Source organism: Pseudomonas sp. 05N434 (assembly GCF_056396965.1).
The window spans coordinates 1-12271 of sequence record NZ_JBFTMK010000075.1 but is presented as its reverse complement, the minus strand read 5'-3'; the positions used below and the strand labels follow the sequence as shown (position 1 = coordinate 12271).

Genomic DNA, 12271 nt, shown 5'->3' with positions numbered 1-12271 from the left:
GCAGTTGAGCGATTTCGTCCGGGGTTCGTTGCAGCATGGGCATCGGTACTTGCAGGTTGATATCGGCATACAAGGTGTCGAAATCTCCATGAAAGTTAACGGGGGGCGGGCTGGCATTGCGGCCCACCTCTATGCCGTGGTCTATCTCCATATGCAGGCTGCGCTCGGGAAGTACTTCCTCGATACGCAAGCCGATACCGCCATTCAGTTCGCTGAGGCCGGCAATGCCTCTAAAGGTATTGGTGTTTTCCTGGCCCGTCAGCACGACCCATTTACCTGATCTGCCAAGCGCTTCATTGGCACGCATGATCGTGGTGGTGAGGTAGTTTTTAATGGATTGTTCCTGAACATCAATGAGGGACGATTCTGGATATCGGTAACTTGCCAGGCAATCGGTCGACTGGATCCGGATACCGTTCTCGCGAGCCACCTTGACGACCTCAAGAGGGGTGAACTGCCCGGCAGGATCGCTTTGTAACTGTTTCAAATACTTTTCGAGCATGCCGTCCATCTTTGCGCCTCTGCCGAAAATATTCAGGTCCATTTGATTGAAGTCATTGAGCAAGCGATGCATATAGATCGTCTTGACGCCTTGCCTGGCCAACGTCTGCATGTTCTCGATGAGGAACCGCATGCTGGCAATACGATCCTGGCTTTCTCCAATCACTAATCCCGGCGAAGCATCGAATATTTCCTGAATGAGTTCCGGGACAGTCATCGACGGCGTGATGACGGGTTGTACCGGGCGTGTCGGCAATGAGGCAAAAAAGTTTTCTTTGGAGAAGAAAGCACGAGCATCTCTCAATAGAGCTGTGCGATGTCCCGCGACGAACTCTTCATAGGGTGTCACCCCTTGTATGCGTCCGTTGGGAAGGTTGATTATTTTTATGTGCGTTTCTTTCTTACCTAGCCCCAGGAAGTTGAGCGACCGCCCATTGGAGGTGTCGTACTTCGTCGAGGGCACGCTAAATGATTCCGGTGGTCGGACATGGTCGGGAAACCGGGAAGGACCCGGAACAGCGGCGAGGTCGTCGTTGCCACCACCCTTCAAACCGGATTTGGGCGTCAACTCCCACTCGCCATCGGCGTTCAAACGCACGGGGATCGATCCTGAGGACGCGTGAGGGTTTGCCGGGTCGATGATGGCCCAGGTGCCGCCGCCGTTGATGTCGGTTTCGTAACGCACGTAATAGGCTGCGTCGTTCATCATGATGGCAGTCGAGGGGTTGGAGTTGAGCGAGTAGATGCCCTGGAACTTGCCGCTGGTGGCAAGTGGCGCCTCACTTTCCAGAATCTCGTTACTTTGCCAGTGCTCCGGTACTTCAAGGTTCTGTGCCGGCGCCGGTTTCAGGGGGATGAACTCTGGAAGTTGAGTGGTTGCGCGCCCTGAACCGTCGGACAACTCCTGTTCTTGCGTACCGATCGGTTCGGCAGGATTGTTGGCCTCCCGCAGCCTGGCCATTTCGGCGGCTTCGGCGGCCTCGGCCGAAGCGCCGACCTCTTCCAGAACATCGACCTCCTTGAGCAGCGGAAGGTTGAACAGAAGGTTGATGCCAGCCAGCACGGCGCCTTTTACGCCGGCCTTGCGCTCCGCTACCGTTTTGCCGTTCACGGCCTTGTCGATGTTCAAGCCCATTGAGGCGATGCTGGCGCCAATCACCGGCAGTGCAATCGGCCAGCCGAGCAGCGCCAGCGGCCCGAAGACGTGCAGGCCGGCGCTCAGGTAACCCAGCCACATGCCTTTACGCAGTTGTCCGTTGGTCACCAGAGACAGATCGGCCTCTTGCGACATTGCGCTCTGCACATTACGGCTCAACCAGGAAAACGCGTCACCGCTGATGGTGATGTTTTTTTGATTGATCAGATGGTGATCGTATTTGCCCCACGTGCCCACCAACTGGTTCATCAGGGGCGTAATGTTGTCGTGGATCTCCTGACGCACCGACAGCGGGAAGTGAGTCATGAACTCGGTATAACGCGCGTCATCGTTCATTTGCAGCAGGATCCACCAGTGCATGTCCGTCAACGTCGGGTGCACGTGAAACGCTTCTGTGGCCCCCGGGACATAGGTGATTTGCCGTCCGCTACCGTCATCGATACGCAGAATATCCGTGGCGACATGCCCCGCGACGTCCAGGGCGCACACCCGCAGATCTGCTGGTGCAGAGGTTTGCGCACGCAAGGTCTCCAGGGAGATCGGCCAGCATTTGTCAGCGGCGACGGCCCGGATGACGGTTTGGAACTCTTCCTCCTGCAGCGTACCGTTTTCCCGCGCCTCGATGGCTTTACTCAGATAGTTGCATTTCGCCAAGGTCCGGTAGTCATCGAAATGCGCGCTCCAGTAGGCGTTCAGCTTGTCCCGGTAACGGTCACTGAAGGTCTCGTGCCAGAAATCCTTGAGCACTGCGCTGGGGTACATCCGGACTTCGTTGGTTTCGTTGTAAATGCTGGCGGTTGCGTCGGCGGTGTAAAACCCGCCGTAACAGTCCAGCTGATCGAAATAGTCCTGATCAGTGACGTAGTACCGATGAATCACCAGCTGCGTCAGGGTCATTGACTGACTGGGTTTAGGGTAGTGCTCCCAACCCAGGAAGGTCTGGGTGCTGCTGGCCGTGACATTGCCAAAGCGATGCCACCAGACCTGATCCGGGTCCAGGCCGGTAATGCCGTGTTTTTTCAGGATTTCGGTGGCCATCACATGGGCTTCTTCGTGCAAATCGGGACAGGCAGTCACGATGACGGGCGCGATGGTCAGAAGGTGTTGTTTGTCTSCGGTATCGGGCAGCGTTTCACTTGTTTGATCGGTAGGCATGTTCTCGCTCCTTGAGAAATGGGCTGAGAGGATTGCCCATTTGCTCGAGGGAGGTGCACTACATAGTTATGTACAAACACGATTCTGGAACGTGTAGGGTCAGCGCCGTGCCACATCCGAAAAGTAGAACTTGTCGAGGGTATGCCGCGATTCGGTGTACTCGAACTGGCGGCCGTCCTGCAGGAAGGTCTGGTTGCTGACCACAATCACATGGCTCTGGCCGTCGAGGTCCAGGTGTTGCTGGTCGTCCTTGCTGCGCGGCACCGCTTCGATGGTGCGCTGGGCATAGGCGATCTGCAGTTGCAGGGTTTGCTCGATGAAGGCATAGATCGAGTGCTCGGCGATTTCGCGGGACAAGCCGGGAATCACGTCGCTGACGAAATGGTTGATGTCCAGGATCACGCGTTTGCCGTCGATCCGCCGCACGCGCTTGATCCGCGTGATCACGCTGCCCTCAGCCGCCTTGATGTGTTCGAGCAGCGGGCCTTCGAGGGGAATCTGGGTGAATTCGACCACTTCRGTGCTGACGTCGTTGCCCAGTCGCGGGTAGGTTTCCTGGAAGCTGACGATGCCGCCGAGCTGAAACTCGATCGGGTTGGTGGACAGCACGAAGGTGCCTTTGCCGTGGACTTTCTGGGCGAAACCGCGCTCCTGCAATTGCTCGATGGCCTTGCGCACGGTGCCGCGACTGGCCTGGTAGCTGTCCATCAATTCGGTTTCGGAAGGCAATCGGGCGCCGCGTTCCAGACGTTCGGTGGTAATGCTGGCAAGCAGATCGCTGTAGATCTGGTTGTATTTACTCATGGGGATGGCTCTGTGCCGCGTTGTGCTCAAGGTTTTGAACCTTAAGGGCAGGGTAGGGGTTTGTCCATGCGGCTTTGGGTTTCTTTGACTTAGGGGGTAGGAAATATCGCCGCCTGTCGGGTTCAGGATAAACAAAATCAAACTCGTCTGTACGAGTTGTTGCTTTAACTCGTACAGACGAGTATTTTTCGCTTCGGCGTGCTGCCAATAACAAAAAACTACAGCGGAAGAACAAGCATGAGCCATGACTATCCGAACATCGTCACCGAGCTGCTGCAAAGCCTCGGTGGCAGCGACAACCTCGAGCAGGCCGCGCACTGCGTCACACGCCTGCGCCTGGCCCTCAAGGACCCGAGCCTGGTCGACAGCGCCACGCTGAACCGGATCGATCTGGTCAAGGGTTCGTTCTATACCGGCGGCCTGTTCCAGGTGGTGATCGGCCCTGGCGAAGTGGAAAAGGTCTACGCCGAGCTGCGCCGACAGACCGGTCTCGCCGTCTCGACCATCGCCGACGTCAAACAGAAAAGCGCCGACAAGATCAACGCCATGCAGCGACTGGTGCGGGTGTTTTCCGACGTATTCATGCCGATTCTCCCGGCGCTGATCATTGCCGGCCTGCTGATGGGCATCAACAACCTGATCGGCGCCAAGGGCATGTTCATCGAGGGCAAGACCCTGCTGGACGCCTATCCGACGCTGGACGGGCTCTGGAGCCTGATCAACCTGATGGCCAACACGTCCTTCGTGTTCCTCCCGGCGCTGGTGGGCTGGTCGGCGGCCAAGCGCTTTGGCGGCAGCGAAATCCTCGGCATTGTGCTCGGCCTGATGCTGGTGCACCCGGATCTGCTCAACGCCTGGAACTACGGCAAAGCGGTGGCCGGGCTTGAGGGGCAGAGCTTGCCGTACTTCGACATCCTCGGTGTGTTCCAGATCGAGAAAGTCGGTTATCAGGGCCAGATCCTGCCGATCCTGCTGGCGGCCTATGTGATGAGCGTCATCGAAAAGTGGTTGCGGGCACGGGTGCCGAACGCCATTCAACTGCTGGTGGTGCCGATCACCACCATCGTCGTCACCGGTGTGCTGGCGCTGGCGGTAATTGGTCCGGTGACCCGCCATCTGGGGATTCTCATCACTGAAGGCGTGGTCACCCTGTTCGACCTGGCGCCGATGGTTGGCGGGGCGATTTTCGGCCTGCTCTACGCACCGCTGGTGATCACTGGCATGCACCACATGTTTCTGGCGGTCGACCTGCAACTGATCTCCACCCAGGGTGGCACGTTCATCTGGCCGATGATCGTCATGTCCAACCTCGCCCAGGGCAGCGCGGCACTGGGGGTGTTCTACATGACCCGTAATGTACGGGACAAAAGCATGGCCTCGACCTCGGCGATTTCTGCCTACTTCGGCATCACCGAACCGGCCATGTTCGGGGTCAACCTGCGCTACAAGTTTCCGTTCTATGCGGCCCTGATCGGCTCGGCCCTGGGCTGCATCTTCCTGTCGCTGAACAAGGTCCAGGCCTCGGCGATCGGCGTTGGCGGCTTGCCCGGTTTCATCTCGATCATCCCGCAGTTCATTCCGATGTTCGTGGTCGGGATGGTGATTGCCATGGTCGTGCCGTTTGTTTTGACCTGCGGGTTGAGCATGAAGATTGTCCGGCCCGGGTATCGGGTCGCCTGATAGATCGCATTCGCAGTACCTATTCAAAAAGGAATCCGCCATGCAAGACTGGCAACGTTCGGTGATCTACCAGATCTATCCGAAGAGTTTTCACAGCCACGCCGGCAACCCCACGGGGGATTTGCTCGGCGTCGTGGCCAAGCTCGATTACCTGCACTGGCTGGGTGTCGATTGCCTGTGGATTACGCCGTTCCTGCGTTCGCCCCAGCGTGACAACGGTTACGACATCAGCGATTACTACGCCATCGACCCGAGTTACGGGACCATGGCTGACTGCGAGTTGCTGATTGCCGAAGCCGGCAAGCGCGGGATCAAGCTGATGCTCGACATCGTGGTCAACCACACCTCGATCGAACACACCTGGTTCCAGCAGGCCCGAAGCAGCCTCGATAGCCCTTACCGCGACTTCTATATCTGGCGCGACCAGCCGAACAACTGGGAATCCAAGTTCGGCGGTTCGGCTTGGGAGTACGAAGCCCAGACCGGTCAGTATTACCTGCACTTGTTCGACCACACGCAGGCCGACCTGAACTGGGACAACCCCAGGGTGCGCGCTGAAGTCTTCAAGATGATGCGGTTCTGGCGCGACAAAGGCGTGGGCGGTTTCCGTCTGGATGTGATCAACCTGATTTCCAAACCGGCGGATTTCCCTGAGGACAACACTGACGGTCGACGTTTTTACACCGATGGCCCGAACGTCCACGAGTACTTGCAGCAGATGCACCGCGAAGTGTTCGAAGGTCATGACCTGATCAACGTCGGCGAGATGTCGTCCACCAGTCTGGAACACTGCATTCGCTACTCGCGGCCGGAGTCGAAAGAGCTGTCGATGACCTTCAACTTTCATCACTTGAAGGTTGATTACCCGAACCTGCAAAAGTGGATTCGCGCCGATTTCGATTTCCTCGAACTCAAGCGCATCCTCTCCGACTGGCAGACCGGCATGCAGGCCGGCGGTGGCTGGAACGCGCTGTTCTGGTGTAACCACGACCAGCCGCGGGTGGTTTCGCGGTTTGGTGATGACGGCGAGCATCGGGTGGTGTCGGCGAAGATGCTCGGCACCGCGCTGCATTTCCTCCAGGGCACGCCGTTTGTGTATCAAGGCGAAGAGCTGGGCATGACCAATCCGGGGTTTGATCACATCGATCAGTACCGCGATGTCGAGACTCTGAACATCTTCCGGCTCAAGCGCGAGGCCGGTGCCAGCGACGCCGACAACATGGCGGCGATCATGCAAAAGTCTCGGGACAACAGCCGCACGCCGATGCACTGGAGCGCCGAGCCGAACGCCGGTTTCAGCGCTGTCGAACCGTGGATCGGGGTGCCGGCCAATGCCACGCAAATCAACGTCGCCCACCAACTCGACGACCCGGATTCGGTGCTGCATCACTACCGTCAGCTGATTGCCCTGCGCCGCAGTGAAGCGCTGATGTCCGATGGCGTGTACCGGCAGTTGTTGCCTGAACACACGCAAATCTGGGCGTACGTGCGTGAAGGCAATGGTGAGCGTTTGCTGGTGCTGAATAACTTTTATGGCACACCGTGCGAAGTTGAACTGCCGCCGGAGGTGATCAGCGAAGCGATGGCACAACGTCTGGTGATCAGCAATTACCCGGACTGTCCGCCACAACATCGGCAGGTCTTTTTACGGCCCTATGAGTCGTTCGTTCTGCACCTGACCAACATTTAAAAACACCGTTTCGAACAACACGCAGAACACTGCGCGGGGGAGTTTTGCGCGCTGGTTTTGCTGCATCACACAATAAAAATAATGAGGTGGTTCTTGAAAACAACAATAAATCGCAGTCTTGTAGCGGCGGGCATGTGCCTGGCGTTACCACTGTCAGCCCAGGCGCTGGAATTCGCCGGTTACTTGCGCAGCGGCGTCGGGACCTCGGTTAACAGCGGTAAACAGCAGTGTTTCCAGCTACCGGGAGCGCAGACCAAATACCGCTTGGGTAACGAGTGTGAGCAGTACGCTGAACTTGAATTGCGCCAGGATCTGTACACCCTGGACGATGGTTCGGTGCTCAGCGTCGACGGCATGGCATCGCTGTATAACCAGTACGACAAGGACCTGACGTTCAACGGTGACAACGGCTCGGTGCGCATGCCGCAGATGTACGCGCAATGGTCGAACATGCCCAGCCTCAATGGTGGTTCGCTGTGGGCCGGTCGGCGTTACTACAAACGGAATGACATCCATATTTCCGACTTTTACTACTGGAACCAGAGCGCCACCGGCGGCGGTATCGAGGACGTGCTGATCGGCGATCTGAAGTACAGCTACGCCTTCTCGCGCAAGGACAACCTGTACCAGAAGGACTACATCAACCGTCACGATTTCAACGTCGCCGGCTTCAACACCAACCCCGGCGGTGAGTTGGAGTTCGGCTTGAGCTACATCGACAAGCCCGACAGCCGCGACGCTCACCGTGGCTGGGCGATCACCACCCAGCATGTGCAGAAAGGTTTCCTGGGCGGCAAGAACAAACTGGCCTTTCAGTACGGCGAAGGCCCCGGCACGGGGTTGGGCTATACCGGTAACGTGAAGCTGGACGACAGCAGTAAAAGTTATCGCGTGGTGGAGTTCTTCGACTGGCAAGTGACGCCGCGCTTCGGCGGGCAGGTCGAGGCGGTTTATCAGAAAGACATTCGCCCCGACGGCGCTGACCAGAACTGGATTTCCCTCGGGATTCGCCCAGCCTATGCGATCACCGAGCAAATCAAACTGGTGACCGAGCTGGGCCATGATCAGGTCGAGGCCACAGGCGGCACGCGCAAAYTGAGCAAGTTCACCATCGCTCCGACCTGGTCACCCAAGGGCCCGGAATTCTGGGCGCGCCCCGAGGTGCGTCTGTATTACACCTATGCCAGCTGGAACGAGGCGGCCAAACGGGCGGCCAATGAACTGGCGGCAGGTTCGGCGTTATCCGACACCGGTGCCTTCGGCACGGCGCGGCATGGTTCGAACGTCGGATTGCAGGTCGAGTACTGGTGGAAATAAGCGATGCTGTCGGGGCCTCGCGCTCCATCGGCACTTCAAAGAACAAAACAGCAGGTGACGTCATGGCCACACCCCAACAATTGCARCTGCTGGCWCCYTTRTCCGGCGTGCTGATGSCGCTGGACCAGGTGCCYGAYCMGGTGTTTKCCRGKCGSATSATCGGYGACGGTYTGTGCATCGACCCGACYTCGTCCACCTTGTGCGCACCGCTGGCTGGAGTGATCAGCAATGTGCAGGCCAGCGGGCATGCCGTCAGCATCACCGACGACAACGGCGTGCAGGTGTTGATGCACATTGGCCTCGACACCGTGAACCTGGCCGGCAAGGGCTTCACCCGATTGGTGGAGGAAGGTCAGCGGGTTGAGGTGGGGCAGGCGCTGATCGAGTTCGATGCCGATTACATTGCCTTGAACGCCCGCAGTTTGTTGACCTTGATGTTGGTGGTCAGCGGTGAGCCGTTCACTTGGCTGACGCCTGAAACGGGCGTAGTGGAAAGTGGTCAGTTGCTGCTGAGTTTGAGTCCGTCTGAAGTAGCGGCCGATGAGCTGGAGGAAGGCGAGGCACTGTTCTCAAAACCGCTGACGCTGCCCAATCTCAATGGCTTGCACGCCCGCCCTGCGGCGGTGTTTGCCCAGGCGGCGAAAGGTTTTTCGGCGAGTATTTGTCTGCATAAACAGCAGGACAGCGCGAACGCCAAATCCCTGGTGGCGATCATGGCGTTGCAGACCGCTCACGGCGACATCGTGCAAGTCAGCGCGGCGGGCGCGGATGCCGAAGTGGCGATCAAGACCCTGGTCGAGTTGCTGGCTGCCGGGTGCGGAGAAGCCGTGACGGTGATGGCAGAGGTTGAAACGGTTGCGGCTGATGCTTCATCGCTGAAGGTGCTGCACGGCGTCTGTGCATCGGCGGGGTCGGCGTTTGGTCAGGTGGTGCAGATCGCGCAGCAGACCCTTGAAGTCATTGAATCCGGTCGGGGCGCGCAAGTTGAGCGCGAGCACCTGTCCCAGGCGTTGGCGACGGCGGTCCTGGACCTGCAGCAGTTGCGTGACCAGGCCACGGGGGACGCCCAGGCAGATATCTTCAAGGCGCATCAGGAACTGCTCGAAGACCCAAGCCTGCTGGATCAGGCCCTGGCACTGATCGACGCCGGCAAAAGCGCCGGTTTCGCCTGGCGGGCGGCCACAGAGTCGACGGCTACCTTGTTCAAAAAACTGGGCAATGCCTTGCTGGCCGAACGGGCAGCGGATTTGGCCGACGTTGGTCAACGGGTGCTCAAGTTGATTCTCGGCGTAGAGGATCAAGCGATGGAGTTGCCGGAAGGGGCGATTCTGATTGCCGAGCAACTGACGCCCTCCCAGACCGCTGGCCTGGACACGCGCAAGGTGCTGGGGTTCGCGACGGTCGGCGGTGGCGCCACCAGTCACGTGGCGATTCTCGCCCGGGCCTTCGGCTTGCCGGCGATCTGCGGTTTGCCGGTTCAGGTGCTGACACTGGCCAATGGCACCCGGGTTTTGCTCGATGCCGACCAGGGCGAGTTGCAGCTGGATCCCGAACTGGCCGCCATCGAGCAGTTGCAAGCCAATCGTCAGCGACAAAAGAAACGCCGGCAATATGAATTGGAAAATGCCGCGCTGGCTGCCTGTACCCGCGATGGTCATCACGTTGAAATCACCGCCAACATCGCTTCGCTGGCCGAAGCTGAGCAGGCCATGACACTGGGCGGCGAGGGCGTCGGTCTGTTGCGTTCGGAGTTTCTTTATCTGGATCGCAACCATGCACCGAGCCATGACGAGCAAGCGTCCACCTACAGGGCCATCGCCCGAGCATTGGGGCCTGCGCGCAATCTGGTGGTGCGGACCCTGGATGTCGGCGGCGATAAACCATTGGCCTACGTGCCGATGGACCGCGAAACCAACCCGTTCCTGGGCATGCGCGGCATTCGTTTGTGCCTGGAGCGTCCGCAGCTGTTGCGCGATCAGTTCAAGGCGATCCTGAGCAGCGCCGGGTTGGCTCGGCTGCACATCATGTTGCCGATGGTCACGCAGTTGTCGGAGTTGCGGCTGGCCCGTCAGCTGCTTGAAGAGGAAGCGCTGGCAGCAGGACTCACGGAACTGCCGAAACTGGGGATCATGATCGAAGTGCCGGCAGCGGCGCTGATGGCGGATCTGTTTGCGCCCGAGGTGGATTTCTTCTCCATTGGCACCAACGACCTGACCCARTACACCCTGGCCATSGACCGCGATCACCCGCGGCTGGCCAGCCAGGCGGATAGCTTTCATCCATCGGTGCTGCGCTTGATCGCCGGTACTGTGAAAGCCGCCCATGCCCATGGCAAATGGGTCGGTGTGTGCGGCGCCCTGGCTTCGGAACATCTGGCGGTGCCGTTGTTGCTGGGGCTTGGCGTGGATGAGTTGTCGGTGAGCGTGCCGCTGATTCCGGCGATCAAGGCGGCGGTTCGCGAAGTCGACCTGCTGGACTGTCAGGCCATCGCCCAGCAAGTGCTGGGGCTGGAAAGTGCCGAGCAGGTACGCGAGGCATTGCGGCTGCACCACGAGGCGACGGTCGATACTTCACTGGTTCTGGAGAACTGAGCATGTTCGAGAAAATGCAGCGGGCGTTCTGGAAAGCGTTGACCCCGGATCTGGTGGTAGATGAGCCAAAACCGGTGGCTCAAGCCGTTTCCGGTCTGGCACCGAATGTCGTGGCCGCACTGGGCGGTGCGGATAACCTCAAGTCACATCAGCCCATGGCGCTGACCCGGATGCGGGTGGAGTTACGGGATGTGGCGCGGATGGATCGGCAGGCGTTGACGGCGGCTGGAGTGCCAGGCGTGATGATGCTGGACGGTGGAGTGGTGCATCTGCTCACCGGTTTGCAGTGATCGTTCCCACGCGTTGCCCTTACTGTTTCTCATCCGCAGGTGTATCGTATTCGCCTTTTGCAGGCACCGCGCCTGTGGCTGATACGTGAGGTAGTTGAGTTCATGTCCTTTACCCGTCGACAAATACTCGGTGGTCTGGCCGGTCTTGTGGTGGTTGGCGTGGGGGCCGGTGGCGCGTCGCGTTACTGGCTGGGCAAGATGGCCGACGCTGAGGCCGGCCACGACTATGAGCTGATCGCCGCCCCGCTGGACGTCGAACTGGTGACCGGGCACAAGACCGAGGCCTGGGCGTTCGGCCCCTCGGCGCCGGGCACTGAGTTGCGCGTGCGTCAGGGCGAATGGCTGCGGGTGCGTTTCATCAACCACTTGCCAGTGGCGACCACCATTCACTGGCACGGCATCCGTCTGCCGCTGGAAATGGACGGCGTGCCCTACGTGTCGCAATTGCCGGTACTGCCGGGCGAATACTTCGACTACAAGTTCCGTGTGCCCGACGCCGGCAGCTATTGGTATCACCCGCACGTGAACAGCAGCGAAGAACTCGGTCGCGGGCTGGTCGGTCCGCTGATCATCGAAGAGCGCGAGCCCACCGGTTTCAAGTACGAAAAGACCTTGAGCCTCAAGAGCTGGCATGTCGATGAAGAAGGCGCTTTCGTGCCGTTCAGCATTCCTCGTGAAGCGGCCCGTGGCGGTACGGCTGGGCGCCTGTCGACCATCAATGGCATCTCGCAAGCAGTGATCGACTTGCCTGCCGGGCAGATCACCCGCGTACGCCTGCTCAACCTCGACAACACCCTGACTTATCGCCTCAACATCCCCGGCGTCGAGGCGCAGATCTATGCGCTGGATGGTAATCCCATCGAACCGCGCCCACTGGGCAAGGAATACTGGCTCGGCCCGGGCATGCGCATTTGCCTGGCAATCAAGGCTCCGCCGGCCGGCGAAGAACTGTCCCTGCGCAACGGTCCGGTACGCCTGGGCACCTTGCGCTCAGTGGCCAATACCGACGCGCCGACCGAGTGGCCGCCGGCACTGCCCGCCAACCCGGTGGCCGAGCCAGACCTGGCCAATGCCGAGAAACTCAACT

At 59.3% G+C, this 12271-nt stretch carries 8 protein-coding genes; 6 read left to right on the top strand and 2 right to left on the bottom strand.

Annotated features, from left to right (window positions below):
* Together AC1DLB_RS07645 and treR are read right to left on the bottom strand one after the other, a co-directional pair.
* The coding region (locus AC1DLB_RS07645; RefSeq protein WP_477784827.1) for a membrane-targeted effector domain-containing toxin at positions 1-2812 on the bottom strand (2812 nt) is incomplete at its 3' end.
* Between the two features lie 99 nt (positions 2813-2911).
* Positions 2912-3616 (bottom strand): trehalose operon repressor, encoded by a 705-nt coding sequence (gene treR / locus AC1DLB_RS07640; protein WP_018927047.1) that lies wholly within the window; start codon positions 3614-3616, stop codon positions 2912-2914.
* A gap of 237 nt (positions 3617-3853) precedes the next feature.
* On the opposite strand from treR, the gene treP reads away from it, so the two are divergent.
* The 6 genes from treP to AC1DLB_RS07610 form a co-directional block, all read left to right on the top strand.
* Positions 3854-5296 carry a PTS system trehalose-specific EIIBC component gene (gene treP, locus AC1DLB_RS07635; RefSeq protein WP_477743273.1) on the top strand — a complete coding sequence of 481 codons (1443 nt, stop codon included), beginning with the start codon at positions 3854-3856 and terminating at the stop codon, positions 5294-5296.
* 40 nt (positions 5297-5336) lie between these two features.
* Entirely contained in the window at positions 5337-6986 is a 1650-nt protein-coding gene (gene treC, locus AC1DLB_RS07630; RefSeq protein ID WP_477743274.1) for an alpha,alpha-phosphotrehalase, read from the top strand.
* 93 nt (positions 6987-7079) lie between these two features.
* Positions 7080-8303: a maltoporin gene (locus AC1DLB_RS07625; protein WP_111454290.1), complete on the top strand. Its 1224-nt coding sequence runs from the start codon at positions 7080-7082 to the stop codon at positions 8301-8303.
* Positions 8304-8365: 62 nt separating this feature from the next.
* Positions 8366-10894, top strand: coding sequence for a phosphoenolpyruvate--protein phosphotransferase (gene ptsP / locus AC1DLB_RS07620; protein ID WP_477784826.1), 2529 nt, complete (start codon positions 8366-8368; stop codon positions 10892-10894).
* Positions 10895-10896: 2 nt separating this feature from the next.
* Entirely contained in the window at positions 10897-11184 is a 288-nt protein-coding gene (locus tag AC1DLB_RS07615) for a PTS sugar transporter subunit IIB (protein WP_111454288.1), read from the top strand.
* Positions 11185-11286: 102 nt separating this feature from the next.
* Positions 11287-12271, top strand: a 985-nt coding sequence (locus AC1DLB_RS07610) for a multicopper oxidase family protein (protein ID WP_477784825.1), incomplete at its 3' end; no start/stop codon positions are given.